The 24,916-nt window shown below is 56.2% G+C and carries 19 protein-coding genes; 9 read left to right on the plus strand and 10 right to left on the minus strand.

The window, feature by feature from the left end; genetic code table 11:
• Positions 1 to 193: 193 nt before the first annotated feature.
• Entirely contained in the window at positions 194 to 655 is a 462-nt protein-coding gene (locus ACF8AM_RS07390) for a hypothetical protein (RefSeq protein WP_392555012.1), read from the minus strand.
• A gap of 84 nt (positions 656 to 739) precedes the next feature.
• Positions 740 to 1,516: a hypothetical protein gene (locus ACF8AM_RS07395; RefSeq protein WP_392555013.1), complete on the minus strand. Its 777-nt coding sequence runs from the start codon at positions 1,514 to 1,516 to the stop codon at positions 740 to 742.
• 175 nt (positions 1,517 to 1,691) lie between these two features.
• Between ACF8AM_RS07395 and ACF8AM_RS07400 the strand changes: the two genes are divergently transcribed.
• From ACF8AM_RS07400 to ACF8AM_RS07420, 5 genes are all read left to right on the plus strand, one after another.
• Entirely contained in the window at positions 1,692 to 2,852 is a 1,161-nt protein-coding gene (locus ACF8AM_RS07400) for a DegT/DnrJ/EryC1/StrS family aminotransferase (protein WP_392555014.1), read from the plus strand.
• A gap of 115 nt (positions 2,853 to 2,967) precedes the next feature.
• Positions 2,968 to 4,926 carry a tol-pal system YbgF family protein gene (locus ACF8AM_RS07405; protein ID WP_392555015.1) on the plus strand — a complete coding sequence of 653 codons (1,959 nt, stop codon included), beginning with the start codon at positions 2,968 to 2,970 and terminating at the stop codon, positions 4,924 to 4,926.
• Positions 4,923 to 5,990 carry a MotA/TolQ/ExbB proton channel family protein gene (locus tag ACF8AM_RS07410; protein ID WP_392555016.1) on the plus strand — a complete coding sequence of 356 codons (1,068 nt, stop codon included), beginning with the start codon at positions 4,923 to 4,925 and terminating at the stop codon, positions 5,988 to 5,990. Before ACF8AM_RS07405 ends, ACF8AM_RS07410 begins: the two co-directional genes overlap by 4 nt.
• Positions 5,990 to 6,388, plus strand: a complete 399-nt coding sequence (locus tag ACF8AM_RS07415; protein WP_392555017.1) for an ExbD/TolR family protein — start codon at positions 5,990 to 5,992, stop codon at positions 6,386 to 6,388. Before ACF8AM_RS07410 ends, ACF8AM_RS07415 begins: the two co-directional genes overlap by 1 nt.
• Positions 6,389 to 6,406: 18 nt before the next feature.
• A complete protein-coding gene (locus ACF8AM_RS07420; RefSeq protein WP_392555018.1) occupies positions 6,407 to 8,320 on the plus strand; it encodes a prenyltransferase/squalene oxidase repeat-containing protein in 1,914 nt (637 codons plus the stop codon).
• 97 nt (positions 8,321 to 8,417) lie between these two features.
• On the opposite strand, the gene ACF8AM_RS07425 is transcribed toward ACF8AM_RS07420, so the two are convergent.
• From ACF8AM_RS07425 to ACF8AM_RS07455, 7 genes are all read right to left on the minus strand, one after another.
• A complete protein-coding gene (locus ACF8AM_RS07425; RefSeq protein ID WP_392555019.1) occupies positions 8,418 to 10,217 on the minus strand; it encodes a pilus assembly protein TadG-related protein in 1,800 nt (599 codons plus the stop codon).
• A gap of 214 nt (positions 10,218 to 10,431) precedes the next feature.
• Positions 10,432 to 10,905: a TadE/TadG family type IV pilus assembly protein gene (locus tag ACF8AM_RS07430; RefSeq protein WP_392555020.1), complete on the minus strand. Its 474-nt coding sequence runs from the start codon at positions 10,903 to 10,905 to the stop codon at positions 10,432 to 10,434.
• 9 nt (positions 10,906 to 10,914) lie between these two features.
• Positions 10,915 to 11,325, minus strand: a complete 411-nt coding sequence (locus tag ACF8AM_RS07435) for a TadE family protein (protein WP_392555021.1) — start codon at positions 11,323 to 11,325, stop codon at positions 10,915 to 10,917.
• A 50-nt stretch (positions 11,326 to 11,375) separates the two neighbouring features.
• A complete protein-coding gene (locus tag ACF8AM_RS07440; protein ID WP_392555022.1) occupies positions 11,376 to 12,311 on the minus strand; it encodes a type II secretion system F family protein in 936 nt (311 codons plus the stop codon).
• Between the two features lie 2 nt (positions 12,312 to 12,313).
• On the minus strand, positions 12,314 to 13,246 hold the full coding sequence (locus ACF8AM_RS07445; RefSeq protein WP_392555023.1) for a type II secretion system F family protein: 933 nt from the start codon (positions 13,244 to 13,246) through the stop codon (positions 12,314 to 12,316).
• 11 nt (positions 13,247 to 13,257) lie between these two features.
• A complete protein-coding gene (locus ACF8AM_RS07450) occupies positions 13,258 to 14,595 on the minus strand; it encodes a CpaF family protein (RefSeq protein ID WP_392555024.1) in 1,338 nt (445 codons plus the stop codon).
• 141 nt (positions 14,596 to 14,736) lie between these two features.
• Positions 14,737 to 15,951, minus strand: coding sequence for a CpaE family protein (locus ACF8AM_RS07455; RefSeq protein WP_392555025.1), 1,215 nt, complete (start codon positions 15,949 to 15,951; stop codon positions 14,737 to 14,739).
• Between the two features lie 846 nt (positions 15,952 to 16,797).
• On the opposite strand from ACF8AM_RS07455, the gene ACF8AM_RS07460 reads away from it, so the two are divergent.
• Positions 16,798 to 17,433, plus strand: a complete 636-nt coding sequence (locus ACF8AM_RS07460) for a response regulator transcription factor (RefSeq protein ID WP_392555026.1) — start codon at positions 16,798 to 16,800, stop codon at positions 17,431 to 17,433.
• An 86-nt stretch (positions 17,434 to 17,519) separates the two neighbouring features.
• Here the strand turns inward: ACF8AM_RS07460 and ACF8AM_RS07465 are convergent, their stop codons facing one another.
• Positions 17,520 to 17,927, minus strand: a complete 408-nt coding sequence (locus tag ACF8AM_RS07465; protein WP_392555027.1) for a helix-turn-helix transcriptional regulator — start codon at positions 17,925 to 17,927, stop codon at positions 17,520 to 17,522.
• Positions 17,928 to 18,235: 308 nt separating this feature from the next.
• Here ACF8AM_RS07465 and ACF8AM_RS07470 point away from each other — a divergent pair, with 308 nt between their 5' ends.
• The 3 genes from ACF8AM_RS07470 to ACF8AM_RS07480 all read left to right on the plus strand — a co-directional run bounded on the left by ACF8AM_RS07470 (position 18,236) and on the right by ACF8AM_RS07480 (position 24,909).
• Entirely contained in the window at positions 18,236 to 19,834 is a 1,599-nt protein-coding gene (locus ACF8AM_RS07470; RefSeq protein ID WP_392555028.1) for a proton-conducting transporter membrane subunit, read from the plus strand.
• Positions 19,835 to 19,903: 69 nt separating this feature from the next.
• Positions 19,904 to 22,609, plus strand: coding sequence for a YbcC family protein (locus ACF8AM_RS07475; RefSeq protein ID WP_392555029.1), 2,706 nt, complete (start codon positions 19,904 to 19,906; stop codon positions 22,607 to 22,609).
• A gap of 197 nt (positions 22,610 to 22,806) precedes the next feature.
• Positions 22,807 to 24,909: a peptidase domain-containing ABC transporter gene (locus ACF8AM_RS07480; protein WP_392555030.1), complete on the plus strand. Its 2,103-nt coding sequence runs from the start codon at positions 22,807 to 22,809 to the stop codon at positions 24,907 to 24,909.
• The last annotated feature ends 7 nt before the right edge of the window (positions 24,910 to 24,916 follow it).

Here is a 24,916-nt window from a genome sequence, read left to right on the forward strand (position 1 = left end):
CTGCAAAGGCAAGGTCGAAGGCACCGAAGAAAAGAAGCGAGCTGAATTAGTCTTCAACGACAAAGTGTTCAGCAAAGGGTTTCAAAAGAAAGCGGACAAGACCGACGGTTGATAAACCGTTGCATCACTGAAAAAACGAAACCCAGTTGGGGATTCCAACTGGGTTTCGTTTTTTCAGCGATGCAACGGTTTATCAACCGTCGGTCTTGTCGGCTTTCTTTTGAAACCCTTTGCTGAACGCTTTGTCGTTGAAGACCAATTCTGCTTGCTTCTTTTCTTCGGTGCCTTCGACCTTGCCTTTGCAGCCGTTGCAGCAGAAAGCGACTTTGGCACCATCGACAGTGATCAACGTTTCGGGGTTCACTTTGCCGCCACTGAATGGGCATGCCTTTTGTTCGTACTGTTTGGTTTGCACCAATTGGCGGTTGGCCTGAGTTGCGAACTTCTCAGGGGTCTTGGTGAACTTGCCCGCGCAACCGTTGCAGCAGAAGAACACTTTGCCCTCTTTGTACTCCGCCGATTTGCTGGCTTGGGCGTCGCGTGAGGCGACGACACATTTGACGTCCTTGAGTTCTTTCTCGGCGACATCCGCGGCGACCACGGTGGTGGCGGCAACTAACAGGACAGCCAGAGCTGAGATCCAACGTTTAGCCATGGTTTGACTCTTTTCCATGAAAAGGAAGGAAACGCCACGGAAAACCATCCGGCGGCGAATTGACGCAGTTTGCGGACATCCAGGCTAAGTGCTGGAAGAATCCGATGTCAAATCCGGATCGCTAGGTTTTGCTTCCGATTTGGCTTTCAACCGAGCTCTCGCGGCCTCCCAAGGGCTGAGCGGAGCCGCCGGGGCTTCCTCGGCAGGAGCGGGTTCAGCGGGCGCCGGAGGTTTGGCAGCTTGCGGGGGCTCGGCCGATTTTTGAGGTTGGACGACGGGCTTGGCTGCAGCTTCAGGCTTAGCAGTTGGTTCTGAGACGACGTTTTCGCTAGCCAGCGCGGGGGGATCTGCCGCCACAACATCTGCCACGGGCTCGGTTTCTGGTTCGGCCGCGGCGAGTTCCGCTTGTGCTTCGGCGGCAACCACCACGGAAACGGGTTCGGACGGCGTATCAGCTATCGCCACCGGCTCAGGCTGGCTGGCGGATGCTGTGGTTGTCTCGGGCTCCGAGTTTGGCGATTCGGGCTCGTCCACGCCAAACTTCTCGGCAGCCAACCGTTCTTGTTTCGCTTGCTTTTTCGCCAATCGGCGAGCGACATGTTGAGCGGCCAGATCCTCCATCGACATCACCGTTTCGGGTTGCTCCCGGCCGGTTTGCTTCAGGTACAAAGCCGCGATGAATTCCTTCAACGGCTTTTTCCAGGGCTGGTCCTTGATATTCGCGTAACTTGGGAATCGGCGTGGTTCCAGGCCCAACTCCCGAGCCATTTGGACCTCGGCGTGGGTCAGACTGTATTGTTTCCGGATCGCAATCCAGGGCAAAAATTTGTGTGGGATTCTGGCTTTTTTGTTCTTCGCCATGTGGTTTTCGTGAAATTGTGGGGAGAATCGAGGGGTGCGTCGTCGGAGGGTCGGTCTTGACGTTTAACAGGGAAGCACCGTATTGAAGCAGAAGTGTTTCTACGCGTCAGTGCGTCGACACTGTCGAAAATGGACTTTCGACTATCCCGCATCTATTTCACGGAAGAGTCTCGCCATGACTGCTGGTACCCCCGGCGTCCCTCTGCTGGATGTCAATCGCGACAATGCTCCGCACCGCAACGAGTTTCTCGAAGCGTTGACCGAAGTGCTCGACAGCGGCCGTTTCTTGTTTGGCCCGGATGTCACCGAGTTGGAAAACGAAGTGGCCGCATACACCGAAACGCCCAATGCGGTCGGATGTGCCTCTGGGAGTGACGCCTTGTTGCTCTCGTTGATGGCTTTGGACATCCAACCGGGCGACGAAGTCATCGTGCCGAGCTTCACATTTTTCGCTTCGGTCAGTTGCATCACCCGATTGGGTGCAACGCCGGTGTTCGCTGACATTCTACCTGACACGTACAACGTCGATCCAGAATCCATTGCGTCGTTGATCACCGAAAAAACAGCGGCGATCATTCCGGTTCATTTGTTCGGCCAGTGTGCCCAAATCGATCGAATCTGTGAAATCGCCGCGGAACGGGACATCCCGGTCGTGGAAGATGCCGCTCAAGCCATCGGGGCTGCGTACAAAGGACGTCCCGCTGGAAACTGGGGAACCGTGGGGTGCTTCAGTTTCTATCCCACCAAGAACCTTGGTGGCATGGGCGACGGCGGAATCCTGACCGCGACGGATGCGGGCTTTGCCGATCGTTTGCGATTGTTCGCTGGTCACGGCATGCGGCCTCGCTACTACCACCAAGTCGTTGGAATCAACAGTCGCCTGGACACGTTCCAGGCCGCGGTGCTTCGCGTCAAACTGCGTCACCTCGATGCTGCAGTGGAAGCCCGAGCGGTCAACGCCGACCGATACACCCGTTTGCTGACCGAAGCCGGTTTGGTGAACGATGACCAACTGGGCACGCCTTACCACGATCCCAACGCTCGCCACGTGTGGAACCAGTACACACTGCGAGTTCCCGGCGGTCGACGCGATGCTCTGCGAGCTCATTTGTCTGAACGCAACATCGGATCCGAGATCTACTACCCGGTGCCGATGCATCAACAAGAATGCTTTCAAAGCATTCCGTTCCGTCACGATGGTTTGGGAAACACCGAAGCGGCCAGCGCCGAAGTGTTGAACCTGCCGATCTTCCCCTCACTGACGGAAGAAGAACAAATTCGCGTCGTCGAATCGGTGGCGTCGTTCTTCCAACAAACCAACCGCGCCGCGGCTTGAACGAAACTAAATTTTCGAACGGGCGAGTTTCCAAAGTCACTGACTTTTGGGGACTCGCCCGATCTTTATGGAACACGACTCCCTGAATCCCTCTTCTCGATCCATCGATTCGGCCATGACTGTGAATCACAATCAGTCGAACTTGCTCTCCCGCTCGATCCAATCCATTTCATTCGCGGCAGTCGCTCGCTGGAAACGATTGGCAATGGTGGTGGTGCTGAACGCACTGCTGGTTCCCTCGTTCACTTTCGCCGACGAAGCCCAATTGGCCTCGGCAACTGGCCGACTGTTGCAACAGACTCACGGTGCTGAGTGGGATAAAGCGATCGCCACCGCCCGCACGATCGCTGCCAATGAGAGTGCTTCGATTCGGTCAATCGCGGCTTTGGTTCAACTGGCTCGTCGATTGGATGCGACCGAAAATCAAGTCGATCATTCAGCGGATGTGCACGACATGGCGGCGTACGCTGTGATGCGTTTGAGAGACAACGATCCGGAGGCGTTGACGGCGGACCAAGCTGCGAATTTGTTGCTCAGCGCTGCCAACGGCTTGACACGATTTGGCCGTCACATGGACGCGCACCGTTGGTTGGACGAAGTCCACCAGCTCAAGGTGACCTCGCCAGAATGGACCGCAACATGCATGAGCGTTGCCGCGGGATTGCTGGATGAAGGTCATCTGGAACAAGCCCAGTCGACTTACCAGATGGTCATTGAATCCGGTGACAGCCCTCAGTTGGCAACCGCGAGATTGGGACTGGCTTGGTGCACCGCGATGTCTGGCGAAGACGACCAGACCGCGTTGGAGGCGATCGATCAGTTCTTGCAGCACCATTCCGATCACACCGATGTTCCGTCCGCGTTGCTGATGAAAATGTCCTGCCAATTCCGGACCGGACAATCCGACGCTGCCGACCAAACCCTGCAGCAACTGCTGGCTCAGCACGCTGATTCCGGGGCATGTCTGCAAGCGATCATGTCGCACTGCAACAATCACCCCTTGGAACCTTGTGATGGACCGCTTGCGGAACACTTGTTGGAACACGCAGAACAATTGGCCCAATCGCCTTCATTCACCGCGACCCTGAAACCTGCTGCGATTGGCTTGTTGGTGGCGGTCACACATAAAAACGCGGATGCCGAGCAGGCGTTTGCCGATGCGATCGCAACGAGAGACGAACTGGGCGACACGACCGCCGCGATCCTAGAACATTTGACCCGCGATGGTCTCGACGCCGAAGCCCAGCGCATTGCGACGCGATGGATTTCGCCCGTCGCGGATACGAATGCCGGACCAGAAACGGAACCAACCATCACAGCAGGCGTTCGCGAATCCGCTTGTCGCTGGGCGGGCCGGACCTCCAATTGGTCCATTCTCGCATTGGCTGCCAAGGACGAAGAACCGTTCTTAGATGGCAACGAAGAAACCGCGAAAATTCGCGGACGCAACCTTCACGTCGAGCGTCTGTTTGCAGAAGCCTTGCTACAAACGGGCGATGCCAAGTCGTCGCTCAAATGGTGGCAACGAATCGTCGACGAAGGCGGCGCGGACGATTTCCCGACCTTGCTTCGCTTGGCGGAAACGGCAGCTTCCTCGGGGACGATCACCGAAGCGGCCCAGCGAATCGCTTCCGCTCGTGCAGCGATCTCGCCGACGTCGCCTCAATCGGCGTTGGTGAATTTGTTGGCTGCCGATGTCGAAATCCGTCAACTGAACTTTGACCGCGGACGTTCGCTGCTCGAAAGCGTCGTCCGACTCGGATCCGCCGACGAAGACGCTCGCGGTCGAGCCCAATGGATGATCGGCGAAACCTTTTACATGCAAGAACGATTCGGCGAAGCGATCGACGCTTACCGATTGGTCGAAGGCATCAGCGGCGATGGCCAATGGACCGCCGCGGCATTGGTGCAAGCCGGTAAGTCGTTTGAACAATTGGGGCGGACACGCGAGGCCGCTGTCTGCTATTCCACTTTGGTGCGTCGCTTTGCGAACAGCCAACATGCGACCGGAGCCCGCCGCCGATTGGCCGCGTTGTCACCGGACGCCTCCTCAGAATCCCCACTTCGACGATGAATTCACATCGAAACGAGACTCGTTCCAACGTCAACCGCGTGCGTCCAACGCTCGCGGTCGCGTCACGATTTTTACCGGTCGTCGTGCTGACGGTTGGGTTGTCGATTTGGTCGAATTGGCACGCTTCGGCCACCGCTCAAAACTACGGCAACCAAGGCTTCAGCCAACCGCAATCCAGCAACGGGTTCAGCAACAACTACAACTCCCCGTACAGTTCCGGCGGAAACCAAAATGCGTTTGGAGGCGGCCAATACGGTGCCTCTCAACCCGTGGCCCAAATCGCATCGAACAACACTGGCGGCACCCCCGGCGGCATGTCGATCCCAGAAGCCCCCGCAACCGACCAACTCGCTGGCGAGGGCGAAGCGACCGGTGAATCCGAAGCCGGTTGGGAACCGCCCGCTTTCATCGCCAAGATCGCCGAAGGCGGCATGCTGATGATCCCCTTGGCAGTCTGCTCTTTGATCGTCTTGGGACTGTCGATGGAACGCATGATCGCGCTACGTCGCAGTCGCGTGATCCCCAAGCCATTTGTCCGGCGATTCACCGAATGTGTCGAAGATGGTCAACTTAGCTATGAAGAAGCCACTTCGATTTGTGACGAATTCGATTGCCCGGTCGCGGAAGTCTTTCATGCTGCCGTTCGTCGTTGGGGCCGCCCAATGCTGGAAATCGAACAAGCCGTGATTGACGCGGGCGATCGTGTGGGCGATTCACTGCGTCGATTCCTGCGTGTCTTCCACGCGATCAGCAACGTGACACCGCTGATCGGGCTGTTGGGAACCGTTTTGGGAATGATTCAAGCGTTTGAAACCATCGCGGATCCCAGTGCGGGCGAAAGCGATTTGCTAGCCTCGGGTATCAGCACCGCGCTGATGACCACCGCCGGCGGACTCAGCGTCGCAATCCCCGCGTACCTGGCTTACATGTACTTCGGTGCAAAATCCGATGGCTACCTCGGCGAGATCGACAAACTCTGTCAGCGAGTGATCGATTGCATTTCCGCCGAAGGGCTTGAAAACGCGGGCACAGCCAAGGCTCCTCGTAAACGACGGGCAGCCTGATGAAACGCAATCGCGGAACCGAAGAAGCCACCATCAACTTGACGCCCATGATCGATGTGGTGTTCCTGCTGGTGATCTTCTTCATGGTCAGCAGCAAGATGGATTCCAACGACAGCGGCGTACAAGTCAACGTGGCATCGGCCGACATGCAGTCAATGGCTCGTACGCCCGACCAACGCGTCGTGGAAGTTCGCAATGACGGATCACTGCTGCTCGATGGCATACCGATGTCTTCCGAACAACTCACCGAAACCTTGAAGCAACAGCGTTCGGTTTATCCCGGACTGCAAGTCAGCGTGCGTGGCGACAGCGACAGTTCGCTGCACCATGTCGTGAAAGTCATGCGTCAAATCGAACTCGCCGGCGTGCAAAAGATGGGCGTCAGCGAGCGACGCTAACCCGTTTTCTTTCCGCTTATGCCATCCGTTTCCACCCCGCCGATGATCCCGGTAGCAGGCGCATCCGACGCCCCTCCGATCCCTTCGTGGAACAACTTGGAAACACTCTGGGCCGACCCCAACATCGTTCGCGGTGTCGCCCTCATTGCAGTGACCTTCTTGGTCATCACCATCATTCTGTTTCGCCGCCGCAAAGCCAGTGGTCGCGGCGCCGCGATCGTGTGCTTGATCCTGTCGGTGGTGCTGCACGGCGTCTTGATTCTCTACGTTCCTAAACTGTCGGTGTTTTGGTCCGGTGGCGGTCCAGTTTCCGAGGCAACTGCCAATGCCGGAGCGTCCGACATCGCGGTCTCGATGTTCGATCCTGAGATGCTGGAAACCCTGCAAGATTCCTCCGATGCCCCTGCGGAATCATCGCCGCTGGCAGCACTCAAACTGCCCGAACCGTTGATCCCCGAACGCGAGAGCGAAACGGAATCGGCACAGCCCCTTGCAGTGGACGAGCCCACTCCAGAAACGGAATCTGACACCACACCGCCCGTGGAGATCCCTTTGCCGTCGATGCCCGCTGTGCTGGCGTCCACCGCGATGCCAACGCAACCCGCGCCAACCGAGACCAGTGATCCCGAAGCGGTCGCGACGGACGCTTTGGATTCCAACATCGACGATTGGTTGCAAGCCGCGTTAGCGGAACCCATTGTTGAACCGCCCGTGGAGCCCGATCCCCAAACCATTCCCGCCTCTTCGCCCGAGATGCCCATGCCGGCATCGAATGCAGGCCAATCGAAAACAGTTCGCTCCACCGAGAAGGCTGCGGACGCCAAGATCGCGTCGGTTCGCCCGGCGGCCTCGCTTCCCAATGAACATTCCGCCGGAACGATTGACGAAGACTTCGCCTCACGCGCCGGTGCCGCCAAGGCTCACGCTCTGATTCAAAACGGTGGCAACGCAGAAACGGAAGCCGCCGTCGCAGCCGCTCTGAAATATTTGGCCTCGCAACAACGCAGCGATGGAGCCTGGGATCCCAAGACAACCGGCGCTGGCCAAGAACGTGCGCCGCTGGGTCTGCATCGTGGCGGAGCCGGACGCAACGCCGAAACCGCGATCACAGGACTGGCCCTGTTGTCCATGCTCGGTTCCGGACACACCCATCAAGAAGGCGAACATCGAGACACCGTTTACCGCGGTCTCGCGTTTCTGCTGTCGCGTCAACGTGCCGATGGATCGCTGGCCAGCAACGCGTCCGTCTACGCGGCTCATTACAGCCACGCAATGGCCGGATTGGCGCTCGCCGAGACGGCGGGGATGACCGCTGACCCATCCGCGATGGAAGCCACTCGCCGAGCCGTCGCCTACACCCGTTCGATGCAGCATCCCGTCACCGGTGGATGGCGATACAACCGCGGTGACACAGGCGACCTCAGCCAACTTGGTTGGCAAGCGTTGTTGATCGACTCGGCCGATCGTTCCGGATCTGTGCCACCCAATCGTCGCATGTCCGATGGCATCGCACGCTTCTTGGATTCGGTTCGGCGCGGCCGTGCGGGTGGACAAGCCTGCTATCGCCCCGGCGAACCGACCTCACCCACGATGACCGCCGAGGCCCTCGCGACACGATTGTTGATCGGACAAAAGCTTCCCGACGCCACCATTCGCGAGGCCGAGTCGGTGCTATTGGACAACTTGCCCGGCAAAGGTCCTGACAACTATTACTACTGGTACTATGCCACGATGGCACTGCATCAACTGCAAGACGACGCCTGGGAAACCTGGAACGCCGCTCTCAAACAGCGATTGCTTTCCACACAACAACCTGATGGATCCTGGTCAGATCAATCGTTGTGGGGAGGTTACGGCGGAACGGTGTACACGACATCGATGGCGACACTTTGTTTGGAAAGCTATTACCGCCACTCCCGTCGGCCTGAGTGAATAACGTGGTGTGAAGCGTGAAGCGGGCGTCCCAGCCCGTCTGCCCCCACGCCTCTTTCGTGCGGTGGACGTTCCAGTTCACTGCATTCCCCAGAATTCACTCCACCAGGAAAACATCCTGGGCTGCCGGAAACAAATTCTTGGGCGACAGCCGTGTTGTTCCCACAGTCACCACGCGAGCCGTTCCCGATGCAATCTTGAGGTCCAATTCCGCCGACGCAGCCACCAACTGGACGTGTCCCCACTTGGCATAGACCGTTCCTGCGAAAGCGTTGTTGCCAATCAACTGCTGGCACTCCATCACGATGGGGCGACGATCGGTTGGATGTTGAAAAATCAGCATCTCGTTAAGCGGGTTGCCAGGCGAATTCAATCCCGTCAGCTTTCCGCCGGGTAGCAACGGCGCGATCACCACGCTCGGTACGATGTTGGTGACTCCGTGAGCACCCGGCACACCATCGCCACTCGTCTCCTCCACAAAGTTCCCATCGGAATCAAACGTGGCCTCGTCGGTGATGTAGAACAGCACCCCTTCGGCTTGGATCGGCCCCAGCAAGCACAACGAAATCTCGGTAACCGGGTTTTTGCCGCAGATCACATAGACGCCCGGCTCGAATGTCACGCCTCCCGTGGGAGCGATCACGGTCATGGATCGATACACCCCCGGCGAATAAGTCGTGTTGCACAACAGGTGTTCGATGGGATCCCGCACCGTGTCAAACACAGGCTGCAACAAAAACGAAAGTCCACCCAGGATTTCATCGAGCACAACCTCCGCACCACTTGCTGACAACGTCACGCCAACGATGTCCGTCTCAGGAGCTGATACGCCACTCACCGCACCAAGCATCAACGGGGAAGGCAAATTTCCCAATGGATTGGGCACCGGTGCGCGGTTGGCTTGCAGCGGACAGTGGCCGCCATCGTCCAAGGGCAGATACATTTGCTCCCGGTCGACTCCCCCAACCACGCGGATGTGTTCGGCTTTCAATCGGGTGGTCGACAACAACGGCATGCACGCAACGGCATTCGGATACCCCGGATCGCCGCCAACACATCTGCCGCGTTCATCGACGCCGCCCCAAGCATTGTTGACATGCACCGATCCATCGACCTCCAAACAACCCAGGCCTTCGATCTCCAAACCGGCGGTTAACGCAGGCAAGTGCAATGTCAATGCATTGGAAGCGATCTCATCCAGAACGTCCGTCGTCTCATTCAGGATGCTTTGCAGCAATTTGTTTTGGATTACCCCGTCGATCGCGGCTGATAACAACGGGACCGCCGACAAAATCGATCCCAGCTCGAATTGGTTGACCGCCAAGCTTCTCAGTTCCAAATGCCCCAAATCCTGCAACAACGTCGGCAAATCCGCGATTGAAAGCGGCGCTGGATCGGGATCCAAAATCATGATTGCCGCTCCTGGATTGACCGAGTCGACCCCGGCGACCGATCGAGTCACCATCGGATGCTCCCGCAATCCACCAAACAAATTGATGAACCGCGATCCGTAGGTGCCCGTTGTGACCACCTCGATATAGTTCGGATCGCCCTGGTAGGTACCTTGGGATGGCGGCCGATGCACAACGACGTTGGTTGATGGCAGCGAATGCCCATTTGCAACCACATCCGTGGCGATCGAAGAGAGTTGGTCGGATTGACCTGAAAGCATATTCAGTGCAGCGGCGGTGGCGGCTGAGTCGGTCGCGTGCTGCTGCACCCACTGATCCGTCGCGATCAATCCACCATCGAATACCAAACCGGTGAAAGCCAACAAGGTCGGCAACAAGATCGCCATCGACACCAGGATCTTGCCCTCGCGACGGACACGCTGTGACCTTCGTACACAGAACGTCGATGAGTCGTGGTCGCTAAATCGAGTCGGTGAGTGAAGCATGGTTCGTTAAGTGAATGAGCGTTTGAAAACGGTTGGTAAAAATGCCAAACGATGGGCTTCTAAGCCCGTCGGGTTCATTCAAAACAAGGCTGTTGCCAATCGGCATCGCAATGATCGAAAAACAAGTGCGAGCAGCGGCGTGGCGTAGGCATCCAGCCTTTGTTCCTCGCAATCACAGGCTGAATGCCTATGCCACTTCTTTCTCGCTCAGTCCTTAGTTCAAAATGGTCATCGTCGTGGAACCTTCCAAGTCAAACGGCCCCCAAGGAAACAGACCGGGAACGAGAGACGTGTGTTGATATTGCAACGTCACCTGAACACGGTCGCCCGGCCGGTTGTCGCCGTCCAACCAAGCCATCTGCACGTTCACATCTTCCGGGTCCATCGTCGGGATGGACGTAGCAAGCGATGACACCATTGGAGAACCATCGGCGACCGCGCCGCTGTAGGCGGTCGGCCCCCAGCTTCCCGTGCGATCGGGAACCATGGATCCGTGAATCACAGCGCTCCGACCTGCTCGACGAGCCGCATCGGACAATGCATTCACGCGAAGCGCTGCGATGCCCAGATCCAGCATCGCGAACAACACCCAAAGGAAAATCGGCAATGTGAACACGGCTTCCACCATGCTCGCTCCGCGGCGTTTGGTGGATCGTGATTTCGACCGTCGGTGATTGGAATTCAACATCGAGGGTTCCTATCGAAATTGATGAAATTCGGCATGGTGATGAACTTGGATTTCCGTCGGAAGCACGGGCCACTGCACCACGGTGCGAAACGGCAAAGTCACCTCGGTTTCCACCACTCGAACACCGCTGGACAGATCGCGAAAATGGACATCGATCACCGAATCACTCGGGTCGGTTGACGTGAGGTGGGCGAGTTCTTCTCGCATCACGTTGACGACGTCGCTTCGCCAATCCGCTTCCGTGGCTGACGTGAATCGGTTCAATGCACCATGGGTGGCACCGACGCGGGCCGCGTTGGCAACGAGTTGTCGAAAGTGAATCACTCTCGCGAAATCGCAGCATGCAAAAACGAGCAGCAAAAACATCGGCAACACGATCGCGAATTCGGTTGCTGTCGCTCCCGCGCGTTTCAGATGCAAAGCATGTTTACTCGGAATCGGACTTCGATCAGTCTTCGATCGCGTGACATTCATTGCGCCGCAAATGCCTCCTGAATCTTGAAGGCGGCTGGGCTGACCAACACAATGAAAATCGCCGGAAAGATGAACAGCATCGTCGGCAAAATGATCTTGACCGATGCCTTCTGAGCGTTCTCTTCGGCGGCCTGCTCCCGTTGAAATCGCAGCATGTCGGCATGCCCGCTGAGTGATTCTGAAACGTTGGTCCCGAACCGTTGACCTTCGCGAATCAGCGAACTGAGTGTACGAAGTGCGTCGTACCCCGAACGATCGGCAAATCGCCGAATGGCTTTGTCGACTGGCGACCCCAAATCAATGTCATGCTGAACCAAATCAATCTCATGAGTGAAGGCGGGATGAATCCAACGGAGCTCTTCTCCCACCTGTTTGATGCTCTCCTGAAGACTCAATCCGGCATCCAAACAGACCACCATCAGATCCAAAAAATCCGGCAAGGCCGCTCGAAGCATTTGGTGATACTTACTGACCGCGCGTTTCAACCACATGACCGGCAAAGAATACGCCAACAACATGAGAAACGAGCTTGACATCACCGCCCAGTTCAACGGCATTTCACCACGGTAGCAAAGCGTCCCAAAAACAATCGGCGGGACGAGAAACAACAACCATCGCAGCATCGTCAATTTGCGATGCATCCCATGATGATGGATCCCCGCGTTAATCAGTTGGCTTTCCAGGTTCAGAGCACTTCCGCCGCCAAACCATGTCGTGCCTGGCTTCGGTGTTTCTTTCGGATCACCAAAGCCAGACGACTGGTCCGTGCCCGCCTCTTCCGGATCGTCTTCACGCAGCATTTCGGCAACGCGACCATCGACGATTCGCCAATACGGATCCCACAACAGGAATGCCAGGTAAAACAGAATCGATACCGTTGCAAAGATGCCAACGAGAGCGATCCACTGAGAAGCCATTAAGAAATCAAACATGCTCAATACTCAAAGTTGACGATTCGACGGATCAACAACGCCCCGATGCCTTGCGACACACCGGTTGCAACAAGCAATCGCGGACGTTCTAAAAGCGTCGCCGCGTATTCGGGCGAAAACAACACGATGGCTCCAAGTGCTACAAACGGCAGCACGACCAACACCAAGGCCTGCATCCGTCCTTCCGCCGTCAACGCCTTGATGCGATCACGCAATCGCAATCGTTTGGAAACCATCTTGGACAGGTTGTCGAGCAACTCAACCAAATCGCCTCCCGATCGGTTCTGCACCAACAATGCGACGACAAAGATCCGCAGTTCCAACACCTGGTTTCGCTCCGCAAGTTTTCGAAACGCAAGCTCCCGCCACATACCGAGTTCCTGTTGCTCGTAACAAAGAGCGAATTCTTCTCGTATGGGCGTTGGACAATCCTCTGCAATCATTTGCAGCGCCGAAGTCACTGTTTGGCCGGACCGAACGGCACGACTGATCAATTGAAACACTTCGGGCAACTGTCGGCTGAGTTGTTGGTTCCGAGCGTTCTGCTTGGCGTAAAGGAATGCAAACGGCAGAAGCAGCCCCGCCAATCCAGTCGCGATCCCGAGCCGCATGTCCCAGTAACCACCGAGCAATGTCCCGGCCATTGCGATCACCAACACAGTGCCCCACCATCGCTTGGCCGTCCATTTGATGCCCGCTTGGTGCAACAGCGTCGTCAGTGACGAACCGCCAAACATCCCCAGCAACATCCCGGTGGAACCAGCCTGCGACCACTCTTTGAATAGCGACTCCGAATCAGATTCATCCAATTCGCGGCTCAGTGTTGCCAAGCGTTCGTGAATTCCAAACTGATATCGCAGCACACGTTGGTAGAACACCGTGCTGGAAAAAAAGACCACGATCGAAACGGTGAAGAAGATGCCAAAAAAAATCATCCAAGCGTTCATCATGACCTCCGTCGACCGTCGAGTTTTTCGTTGGACAAAATGCCTTCACGAAAATATGACCGAGACACTTTCCAACCTCGCCGCTCAAGTCGCTCCAAACATTGTGGAAAAATCCCTTTCGCCTCAAAACGGCCTATTGTTCGACCTTCTTCATCCACACCTGTCTGACGATAGACAAACAAGTCATGCATGTTGACCGTTTCGCCGTTCACACCGGTGACCTCTGAAATCTGAACGATCTTTCGCTCGCCACCCGGCATCCTCGCAACGTGCACGATGATGTGAATCGCCGATGCGATCTGACGGTGGATGAACCACATCGGCAAATCCGTCGCCGCCATGCTGACCAGCATCTCCAGTCGGTGAATCGCTTCGCGAGCATCGTTCGAGTGAATCGTCGACATGCCGCCGTCGTGCCCGGTATTCATCGCTTGCAACATGTCGAACGCTTCTGCACCGCGACATTCGCCCATGATGATGCGGTCTGGGCGCATCCGAAGAGCGTTGCACAACAGGTCCCTGGCGGTCACCTGTCCGCGACCTTCCAAATTCGAGACACGAGTTTCCATCCTTGCGACGTGCGGTTGTTGCAGACGCAATTCCGCCGCGTCCTCGATGGTCGCGATCCGCTCTTCCTTGGGCACAAATCCGGACAACAGATTCAACAGAGTTGTTTTTCCACTGCCCGTTCCACCGGACACCAGGATATTCATTCTTGCACGCACGCATGCCGCAAGAAAATCCAACATAACCGGTGTCGCCGAATTGGATTTGATCAACGATTTGGCGGTGATCGGTTTGTTGGAGAACCGGCGAATGGATACCAACGCGCCATCGAGCGCCAACGGTGGTATCACGGCGTTCAATCGGCTGCCATCGAGCAATCGAGCATCGACCATCGGGCTAGACTCATCAATTCGGCGTCCGACTCGCCCCGCGATCTTTCGAACGATGTCCACCAAGTGGTCGTTGTCTCGGAACTTGATCGGAGTCGGTTCCAACACACCGCCTCGTTCGACATACACGCAGTCGGGGCCGTTGACCAAGATGTCTGATACCGATGGGTCACGCATCAACGGTTCCAACGGCCCCAATCCCATCGTCTCGTCCACCAACTCGTCAATCAGTCGCTGACGTTCGGCTTGAGACAACAGATCGGAGTGCATGCGAGACAATTGTTCGGCACCTCGCCGCAGCTCTTCTCGCAGGCGGTCTTCTTTGACCGAGCGTGAGACGGCCATGTCGATCCCGCTGATCAACTTCTCGTGAATCTCGGCTTTCAATTGCTGAAAACGATTTTCGCGTGCTTCGGGATCAATCGTTGCTGATCGAATCATCTGGTTCCCTTCGAAAATGGATGCGATCCGTCGCAACGAGCAAAAGTGGTAATGTGTTTTGATTCAGGTCCGTACAAAAACCGGATGTGTCCAATCCAGCGATGATGCGATCTGAATTTCAAGATGACTGGTCGAACAGTTCTAGTTCGGTTGCGATATCAGACTGGACACCAGGGAAAGTCCAATGCTGTTGAGCAAGCCCTTCGGTCGCGGTGGTGGGCAAAGATTGTCGGGCCGGACCAATTCGCGGACGGTTGGAATACTCCATGTCGCATCGCGAATCGCCGTCGCGATGGGCGAAGAAGAGGACTCCAAGACGACCGGGTTGCCCATGTTCATCGACACGGTCACCGCGACAGGATCGTCGGGAACGCAGTGAATTGTGTTGAGTTTCAAAAGCTTTTCGACAGACCGCACAGGCAACTCGCCGGCATGGCCCGTGCCCATCGCAAAGACGTGAATCGAGGCATCTGATTTTTGTTTTGTCTTGAGAAACCGGAGGTACTCCTTCGTCCTCAACAATGACACCACGTCGAGTCGCGTTGCCAAAACGATCGCATCAAACGATTCCAAAACGCCCAGGTCGTCTGCCTGGATGGGATCGTCCAGTTGGACCACCGAACATGCGTGGCCGGCCGACACCATGGCGAGAATGGTCTCGCACCACTGTGAGTTCAGCTCGCTCATCCGGCTGCAGATCGGCGGACTGGCCAACAGCTTGATTCCGCACGGGTGACACTTCATCGCCTGTTCGACCATTGATTGGTCGACACCGTCATCTTGATTCAATAAAGATCGCAGCGTGTGTTCGGGTTCCAGTTTCAACATCGCGGCAAGGTCCCCACCGCCGCAACGCATGTCGATCAATGCACATCCGCCCAATTGACCAGCGATGGTTGCTGCCAAATTGCACGACAACAAATTCGAATCGCTCACCGACGCGGTTGGGATCACAGCCAGCTTCTTGCCATCGCATCGCTTGTGAATGGTTTCCGATCTCAAGCGTGAAATGACTTTGCTAACTTCATCGATCACCGGTTCATCCCAACGAACAAAGTCGGTCGCTCCAGCACGGAACAGTTCCAAGATCGAATCGGGGTTCACGACCGTGGCCACGACAACGACTTTGCAATCGCCTGCATGCTTGAGCGCATGAAGGACCGCAAAGTGTTCCGGTTGAATTTGGTTGAGCACCAAAAAGACCAGCCGCTCTCCGACGAACGGATCGACGGTCGTGTCGCTGTCGTGACAGAGTTCAATTGATCGCTCGGGCGGACATTCCACTCCCAAATCTCGAATCCCTTTGCGAAGGGCATTCGCTTTGTCATCACACTCGTGCAGGATCCAGGTTTCCATTTGTAACTCTTCGTTCAAGGCACGTTGAACTCCTTTCAAACGCGTCACTCATGGGTGGGCGTACTGCCGGTGACTCCATGTCGTTGGCTAACAACCCTAGAACTTTTCGCACTCAAATGACGCGTCTCACCACTCATTTCCACCATAGGGAAACCCCCTGGTGATTCTCCCTAAGCAGAACCACGCACACTTACAGGCCACCCAATGGTGCGGTGAACAACCTTAAGAACTGGCCATGCCGATTGGATCGCTCCAAGCGAAATCGACAAACGTTCAGACAGCCGAGCGAAAACGATTCAATGTCGAATCAGGCAAGATTGCCCAAGGGTTGGCAATGGCGTGCCCACCATTGAAGAAGGTCGTGCAGTTTGGAAGTGCGGTATTGCGATGCATCTCAGATCACCCTCCCAGGGGAGAATGCGAATAGACTGCAAGACCTCGGAGACATGGCGAAGGAGCGAAGCCAGATCTGCGGCACGGCGCAGTGCACTTCCGTCCATAGCCAAACAGTGGAACGCAACAATCCATGAGGGTGGTGCTGCGTATCACCGAAACAGTTCGAGTTGATGATTGCTTCCAAAATCCTCGAGCGATCGGTCAGGCAAGCTGACCAGCGGGACCTGAAGTACGAGCAACAGACCGCGAATTTTTCGCACACCAAATGCGTTTTTCCTTTTTGCGTGAAGTGGCTGTTGACGATAGACGGAGAGTTGCACGACTCGTCATCAAAAGGGCCACGCCCTTCTGAGCGGGTCTGCCGGTGAATGCCCCCATCGAGCAGCAACGCAAACGCTATCAATTTGGAGTAGGAACTCCGTTTGCAAAATCGCCGGAAAGGGCAGTGACATGAAATCATCCACCGTTTTTCTTATTGAGGACCCCTGTTCCACAGTCGAGTCGGTTTCCACACTCTTGCGAGCCAGTGGCCTACCGGTGTCGCTATTTCATCATCCCAGTCAGTTCTACGACTGTTACGAACCGAGCATCCCAGGCTGCATGGTGATGGACCTCAATGGCTCGCTCGTCGCTGGGATCACCCTCGCGGAACAAATTGGCGAGAAGGGATACTGCCCGCCCTACATCATTGTTGGTGGTGAACCACGAACTTGCGACCTTTCTCGTGCGATGCGAAGCGGGGCCCAGGATTTCTTCGAAAGACCACTGGATGGTTCGCTGTTCATCACACGCGTCCGCGCGGCACTGGAACAAGACGACCAGTTACGTCAGCAGTGGTTGACTGATCAAAGCGTGCTGAAGCGGATCGACTCGTTGAGTCCCCGTGAGCGAGAAATACTGGGTTTGGTAATGGACGGACGATTGTCGAAACAGATCGCCTCTCAACTCGACATCTCTGTGAAAACGGTGGAAGCCCATCGCGCAAACATCTTGCGGAAGATGCACGTCGATTCGTTCATCCAGGTCGTCTGCTTGATTGCCAACAAACGCGAATTGTTGGAATCATCATCGTCTGCGGTCGTTTGATTCAGACGCTCTCAAGCGAACATCATCAAACGTTTGTCGCGCTGAAAAGTCCTGCGTTCAACTTGGCGAATGAACGTCGGTCCTGATCAACCTGTAATGAGCCTAAGAAGATCGCCGATGTTTCGGTGTGCCTCGATCGGATGACGCAAAGCTTGATCCGTCAAAACTTCGTAATGATTCTTGCGTCCCACTTTTTCCCGACGGATGAATCCCTCTTCTTCTAGGTCCTGGACGATCCGCTGAACCGCGCGCTCGGTGATCCCAACCTCCACCGCGACTTCTCGAAGCACCAGATCCGGTCGGGCATGCAACGCGATCAACACGTGCGCGTGGTTGGTTAGGAACGTCCACCGGGCACTCGAGCGACGCTCTTCCGCCGCCCCGGGTTCCAGCGACGACTTCTTTTCCGCGTCCAATTTGGCCGCCGACGTCGCCGTGTCGGTCTTGGGTTTTCTGGCGGAACTCCGTCCGCGAGTGACTTTCTTCGCTGCCATAGTCTTGGTCCGCCCTGGGCCGCGGTTTCCTTCGATTTCAAACGGTTTGAACCGAGCCACTCCTCAGAATGTCTGGTGACTGCGAATTGTAACATCGAAAACGCGTCTTTTTTTTCGTGACAACAGAATCGCCCATTAAACGCCTCTTTTCTAGCGAAAGCCGGGTGCATTTCACCGTCCATGCAAGAAAACGGGTTCAACCGAGAACGAAAAATGGACGAAAACCAATTGACGACATTTTTGTCGTGCTTTACTTTTCGTGTCATGGTTTTCATATCTCATATTCTTGGTTCCAGAGGAAGCTCACGATGTCCGAATGGTTGAACTGTATGCCGATGCTGATTCCAACGGCACTCGTGGCCGCTGTCGTCATGCCGGACTCGCTCACCCGCCGTCACGTGGTTTCCTGGCGTCGATGGATCAACGTCGCCGTTGCCTCGCAAGTCGCCGTCTTGCTGTTCGTGTTCGCCATTGGGTGGTTGCCCCCTTCCTGGGCTGCAACCGAGGGATCACTCGCATCGAGCAACGTGTCCTCCGGTGACCTCGGAGCGGCATCGCTGGTGCAATTGGATGGCTTGTCGGGTTTGATGCTGCTGTTGGTTGCGTTCATCGGCTGGGTCACCTGCCAGTACTCGATCGAGTACTTGGACGGATCCCCCAAACAAAGCCGGTACTATCGCTTCAGTGCGGTGACAATCGGCGCGGTCAGTTGGATGATGGTGTCTGGGCATTTGGCTGTTTTCGCAGTGGCCTGGATCGCTATGAACTTGGCCCTGCATCAATTGTTGGTTCTCAATCCCGAACAACCCGGTGCCAAACGCGCCGCTTGGACCAAGTTTGCCATCAACCGAGTCGGCGACGCTGCCTTGCTCGCTGGGTTTGGACTGCTGTTTGTCCACTTCGACACCGCCTACTTGCAAGACATTTTCGCATCTGCCGGAAGCGTGATCGGTGAATCGCAATCCATCCCGTCAACGCTGGTCGCCGCCGGCGTCTTTTTGCTGATCGCGGCCAGCATCCAGTCGGTGCAGTTCCCGTTTCATACTTGGTTGCCTGAAACACTGGACAGCCCCACGCCTGTTTCAGCCCTCATGCACGCGGGCATTGTCAACGCAGGCGGGTACTTGGTGATCCGTTTCTCCTCCATTTTTGAATTGTTCCCAAGCGGCTTGCACGTCTTAGCAATCATCGGACTGTTCACAACCGTGATGGCGGTGATGGTGACGATGACACAAACGAGCGTGAAGAAGTCACTCGCGTACTCCACAATCGCGCAAATGGGATTCATGATGTTGCAGTGCGGGTTGGGTGCCTACACCGCGGCCACCGTGCACATCGTTGCTCACTCATTTTACAAAGCCAACTCGTTTCTGCGTTCCGGTAGCGTGGTCAGCGATGCAAAAGCAATGGCCGGGGCGAACGATCGGGCGCAACCGCTGAAGTGGTACGAAACCACCTTCGCCATCACCGCATCCTGCGGTTTGTTCGCGATGGTCTCAATCCTTCTGAATGTCTCGCCCAATGAGAAGGCCGGTGGTTTGATTCTCGGCGGCATCCTCTGCTTGGCTTTGTCGCATTGGATTGGCGAAGCCATCCGGTCCGGATCCCGGTGGTTGGTGGCACGGTCCACCGCCATCTCAGGACTGATTTGTCTGTTCTACGTCGGCGGCTACTTAGCAACGGACGCATTGATCGCCGGCAGTCTTCCCAGTCTGCCAAAGCTCACCAACAACCTCGTCGTGACATCCACCATCGCGGCCGGTTTTGTCGGATTGCTGATCCTGCAGTTGCGAATTCGTTCCGCCGCCCATTCGACATGGCTCCAAACGCTGCAGGTTCATGCATCCAACGGTTTTTATCTCGACCACTGCATCCGCCGGGTCTTCCGCGTTTCTGCATCAGCATGATCGGCTCACGAGAACACCCTCGACCAATCCTGCACGACGGCGAATCACCCAACCCATCTCTGCGCTTTCTTGATCAACCAATCCAACCTTCCGTCCAACGAATCCATCATGAATACGCTCACTCCCGAACAGAAGAATCCCAAAGCCAACGCACAAGCATTCAGCGTGTTTGTTCCTGCCGCTTATGAAGATCCACATGTCTACCGACAGGTCGAAGAGTTGCTCGACCAAGTTAGCCAAATGGTCTCTCCCGTTTGGCCGTTGAAGGATTGGATCGCCGTCAATCCGTACGCCGGATTGTCCGAGCGTTCCTTCCACGAATCGCGAGACTACCTGCGGGTGTTCTCGAAGTGCGAATTGCTTCCATCGATGGATCACTTTGCAACGCAGTACCAAGCGGGCGGCTTTACCGATTCGCACATCAAAGCAGCCCTGTCGGAACTCTCGCCCGACGAAAGCCGCTCGCAAGAGCAGTCAGACGTATTGCAAGCCCTGCAATCCCGACTTCGAGCCGGCGATGCCGCCGCTCAAACCACACCTCAGAAAGTATCGCTTCCGCGAATCGCGACCATCGCGGCTCGGCTTTCCGCTCACGGCGAAGTGGACTGGACCGAAATTGTGAAGAACGAAATCGGCAAGCATTGTTCAGCTCACTACGACCAAGGTCAATCGACATGGCCGAGCCCGTGGCAAAACCTTCCGCTGTTTCAAGCGTGGCGGAACGCTGCCAAGATCGATCGAGGAATCGAGATTCTCGGGCTGTCCGGATTCCGAAACTTTGTTGACGAACTGCCTCATACGGTCGAAGCAACGATCGTGCATTTGTTGCAACGTCTTAACATTCCGGTCGCCCTTCATGAGACATTCCTTTTGGCTCACGCATTCGCGATTCCTGGTTGGAGCGGATGGACCAAGTACCAAGGCTTGCAGACCGATCCCACCGGAACCGGCCAGTTGCAGTTCGATGACTTTCGTGGCTTGCTCGCCATGTCTCTGGCCTACGACGTGGCTCTTTCAGAAACGTTCTTGTTCGAAGTGAATTGGTCGTCGGTCTTGGATCACCAAAGTTTGTCGCTCATGGATTCCGACCACGATTGCAAATCCGATCGGAAACTTCTGTTGCGAGCGATGGAGATTGCTTACCGAGACGATTTGCTCGCTAAGTTGCCAATGACCGACGTCGTCACTGACAACGTTGCCGACGAAGGCTTCGCAGAACAATCACCTGCCGACGGCCCAAACACCTCGGCAACCAAACCTGCTGTGCAAATGGCGTTTTGCATCGACGTTCGATCCGAACGATATCGACGTCACCTCGAGCAAGTCGACGCATCGGTGGACACGCTCGGTGTCGCCGGATTCTTTGGCCTGCCGTTTGAATATGTGCCGCTGGGTCAATCCTCCGGCGACGATCATGCTCCGGTTCTGCTGTCACCCAAATTCGCCTTGCGAGAGAAATCGTCGCCATGTGTCGACGACTGCAAGGATTCGCGAAAAAATACGGCGGAGAAACAAACCACGATCAAAACCGAAAAAAAACTTTGGAAACGTCTCCAAACCTCCGCCGTGGGATGTTTCTCGTTCGTGGAGACCGTGGGCTGGCTTTCAGGATTCAACCTGGCCAACCGGTTGATGGGCAACCAACTTCGAACCAATCTACCGATCAAAGGTTCATCCAGCGTTCGCAAGGACGCCGCGATCCCGTTGGACCTCGAGCACCTCGCCGAACAAGGCATCGGTTTGGAACAACAAACCGATCTGGTGGAGGGGCTTCTTAACAGCATGGGTCTGAACGACGACTTTGCTCCCTTGGTCGTATTGTGCGGGCACGGATGCCAGACTGACAACAACGCCATGGCCGCCGGGCTCGACTGTGGTGCATGCGGCGGCCACTCCGGCGCACCCAACGCGCGACTGGCTGCGATTCTGCTCAACGATCGACGAATCCAAAAACGGTTGGTGGATCGCGGGATCGAGATCCCCGCGGAGACTCACTTCATCGCCGCTTGGCACAACACGACCACCGACCAGATCGAATGGTTGGATTTGGAAACGGTTCCAGCCTCACATCAATCTCGAATCACCGAGATTCGAAACGTTGCCGATGCCGCGAGTCACCTGACGCGACAGGAGCGGCTACCGCTGCTGAACGAGAGCACCACCGAGTCCCTGATCTCGCGAGCGACTGATTGGTCGCAAACGCGTCCTGAATGGGGGTTGGCCGGCAACGCCAGCATGTTGATCGGACCTCGAGAAATGACACGAGGACGATCGCTGGACGGACGGACCTTCCTTCACAGCTACAATCAGGCAACCGATACCACGGGTGCTGTGCTGGAATCCATCCTGACGGCTCCGATGGTCGTGGCCCACTGGATCAACATGCAATACTACGCCTCCACCGTTGATCCAACGCATTTCGGCAGTGGATGCAAAACCATCCACAATGTTGTGGGGCAGTTCGGCGTCCTATCAGGCAACAGCGGCGATTTGCAAGCCGGTTTGCCGATCCAGTCGCTCCGCTTCGGCGAGAAGATGCAGCATGTTCCGCTGCGACTTCAAACCGTCGTGGTCGCCAGCCGGGAATCGATCGACCGAGTCATTGCCAAACATGCCAACATTCGAAATCTGCTGCAAAATGGCTGGGTGCACTTGGTCGCGGTCGACTGTGGCCAGAAGTACCGCTACCACTCAGACGGATCATGGGTTCAACTGCAGACTGAAGACACGTCCCGGGCCGAATGCGATTGGCAGGTCGTCGGCGGCACGTGCTGAATCGGTCGGGTGCAGTGGCGCACCGGGCTGGTTTTCACGGATCGACGAACCAAACGATTTCCGCCTTCAATCGAACCCCAGCCCGGAAAAATCACGCTGTTCGATCGGCGTGATTTTGCCCTCGAAATACGATCACTTCGCGAGGTTTGACTTCGTGAGTTTCGCTCCCCGACATTCGATTGCACTTTTTGACTCGCATGGATTTCCCCCAATTTTCTGACGCGGTGGCTCCCGACGATCAGTCCATCTTGCGTGTCCTGACGCGGATTGGGCAAAGCCTCGGGCTGCCGATCGATCTGGCCGACATGCTTTCCAATGAGTCGATGCCAGAAGACGAGGACCCGTTGTGGGTGCTGCAAACCAGCGCCATGCAGGCCGAAATCGTGCTGGACGAAACCTACGTGGATTCCGGCGCAGAAGCGTTCGGTTTTCTCAGCGAAGGCAATCCCATTTTGCTGGCCTACAACGACGGGACGCTCAGTGTTTTAGAAAAAGCAAACTGGCGATCCGTGGAGATGTTCACGACCAGCGACCAGGTCAGTTCAAAAGTCATTAGCCGCTACAAGCTCGGACAACTCTTTTCGACCTCGCCCGCGCCTCGGATGTTGATCGCTCGCAAGCAATTCGAGTGCGATCCGATTTCCGCTTCCTCCCACGGTCACTCGGGCGACCATTCGCATCCCTCTCCGCTACGTCGATTCATCACGTTTCTCGATTTGGATCGCCGCGACGTCGGGATGGTGGTGCTGTTCGCGTTGGTTGCGGGCGTGCTGTCGTTGGCCTCACCGTTGGCGGTCGAATCCTTGGTCAATGTCGTCAGTTGGGGAACTCAGTTTCAACCGTTGATCATCTTGGGATTGATGTTGTTGACCTGTCTCGCCATCGCGGGCGTGCTGAATGTTTTGCAAACCGTCGTGGTAGAAATCATTCAACGACGGCAGTTCGTCCGCATCGCCAGCGACCTCGCCCACCGTTTCCCGCGTGCCAACCAAGAGTACCTTCGCGGCGAATACCCTCGCGAACTCGCCAATCGCTTCTTTGACATCATGACGATTCAAAAGGCGACCGCGGTCTTGCTGCTCGATGGGGTCTCGATCGTTCTGACAACGGTATTGGGGATGGTCGTGTTGGCGTTCTACCATCCGTTTCTGCTCGGATTTGACATCGTGTTGGTCATCGCGATGGTCTCAATCATCTGGGTGCTCGGACGCGGTGGCATTCGGACCTCAATCGAAGAATCAATTGCGAAGTACCAGGTCGCGCATTGGTTGCAAGACGTCATCGCACAGCCGTCGGTCTTCAAAACCAATGGTGGCGAAGGGTTGGCCATTCAGCGCACCGACCGCCTGACCGCTGATTACATCGCCGCTCGTCAACGACAATTCCGCGTCGTGATTCGGCAAGTTGGATTCGCGATCACCGTTCAAATCATCGCGTCGACCGCCGTGTTGGCACTGGGCGGATGGTTGGTGATTGGCGGTGCACTGACGCTGGGGCAATTGGTCGCCAGCGAATTGATCGTGACCGTCGTCGTCGGTGCCTTTGCCAAGGCCGGCAAATCACTCGAGAAGTTCTACGACTTGATGGCAGGTGTCGATAAAGTCGGCCACTTGGTCGACATTCCCGCCGATCAGAAAATCGAAGTCGGGCCGATCGATGAAGGTCCCGCCCTGGTGACATGGTCCAACCTATCATTCCACGGCACCGCTTGGTCGTCCAAGATTCCGGCCGCAACCATTTCCCCCGGACAACGCGTCGCGATCACTGGCGACGAAATCAGCGGGCGATCTTGCCTGGCTCGTTCGCTCGCGGGCCTGATGGACGTTCCCGAGGGCTTGATCCAAATCGCAGGCATCGAAGCCGCTCAGGCCGCTACGTCCGGGATGGGGAAACTGGTCAGCTACGCGGGCGACCATCATATCTTTCACGGGTCCGTTCGCGAGAACATTGATTTGGGACGCCGCGGTATCGGGCAACACCGCGTTCGAGAAGTGATCGGACAAGTCGGTCTCACGGCCACGATTGAACACCTCGAAAACGGCCTGCAAACGCCCTTGCAAACCGGCGGCTACCCACTCTCGCAAGAACAGGTCCTGCGACTGCTGATCGCGAGAGCCTTGGTGGCTCGTCCTCATTTGTTGATCATCGATGGGTTGCTGGACGAACTGGATTCATCCGTCCGCGAAAAAGTTTGGGCCCACCTCGCACCGGAAACCCCAGATTGGACGCTGCTCGTTTTCACCAACCGCCGAGATGTTGCCGATCTTTGTGATCAGACCTTGTTCGTCCGCCGGTCCTGATTCCGTT

The organism is Rhodopirellula sp. JB055, from assembly GCF_043100905.1.
Taxonomy (GTDB): Bacteria; Planctomycetota; Planctomycetia; order Pirellulales; family Pirellulaceae; genus Rhodopirellula.

Coding starts and splice junctions, on each gene's coding strand:
- ACF8AM_RS07390 (WP_392555012.1), bottom strand. CDS start 655: ATGGCTAAACGTTGGATCTCAGCTCTGGCTGTCCTGTTAGTTGCCGCC.
- ACF8AM_RS07395 (WP_392555013.1), bottom strand. CDS start 1,516: ATGGCGAAGAACAAAAAAGCCAGAATCCCACACAAATTTTTGCCCTGG.
- ACF8AM_RS07400 (WP_392555014.1), top strand. CDS start 1,692: ATGACTGCTGGTACCCCCGGCGTCCCTCTGCTGGATGTCAATCGCGAC.
- ACF8AM_RS07405 (WP_392555015.1), top strand. CDS start 2,968: ATGACTGTGAATCACAATCAGTCGAACTTGCTCTCCCGCTCGATCCAA.
- ACF8AM_RS07410 (WP_392555016.1), top strand. CDS start 4,923: ATGAATTCACATCGAAACGAGACTCGTTCCAACGTCAACCGCGTGCGT.
- ACF8AM_RS07415 (WP_392555017.1), top strand. CDS start 5,990: ATGAAACGCAATCGCGGAACCGAAGAAGCCACCATCAACTTGACGCCC.
- ACF8AM_RS07420 (WP_392555018.1), top strand. CDS start 6,407: ATGCCATCCGTTTCCACCCCGCCGATGATCCCGGTAGCAGGCGCATCC.
- ACF8AM_RS07425 (WP_392555019.1), bottom strand. CDS start 10,217: ATGCTTCACTCACCGACTCGATTTAGCGACCACGACTCATCGACGTTC.
- ACF8AM_RS07430 (WP_392555020.1), bottom strand. CDS start 10,905: ATGTTGAATTCCAATCACCGACGGTCGAAATCACGATCCACCAAACGC.
- ACF8AM_RS07440 (WP_392555022.1), bottom strand. CDS start 12,311: ATGTTTGATTTCTTAATGGCTTCTCAGTGGATCGCTCTCGTTGGCATC.
- ACF8AM_RS07445 (WP_392555023.1), bottom strand. CDS start 13,246: ATGATTTTTTTTGGCATCTTCTTCACCGTTTCGATCGTGGTCTTTTTT.
- ACF8AM_RS07450 (WP_392555024.1), bottom strand. CDS start 14,595: ATGATTCGATCAGCAACGATTGATCCCGAAGCACGCGAAAATCGTTTT.
- ACF8AM_RS07455 (WP_392555025.1), bottom strand. CDS start 15,951: ATGGAAACCTGGATCCTGCACGAGTGTGATGACAAAGCGAATGCCCTT.
- ACF8AM_RS07460 (WP_392555026.1), top strand. CDS start 16,798: ATGAAATCATCCACCGTTTTTCTTATTGAGGACCCCTGTTCCACAGTC.
- ACF8AM_RS07465 (WP_392555027.1), bottom strand. CDS start 17,927: ATGGCAGCGAAGAAAGTCACTCGCGGACGGAGTTCCGCCAGAAAACCC.
- ACF8AM_RS07470 (WP_392555028.1), top strand. CDS start 18,236: ATGTCCGAATGGTTGAACTGTATGCCGATGCTGATTCCAACGGCACTC.
- ACF8AM_RS07480 (WP_392555030.1), top strand. CDS start 22,807: ATGGATTTCCCCCAATTTTCTGACGCGGTGGCTCCCGACGATCAGTCC.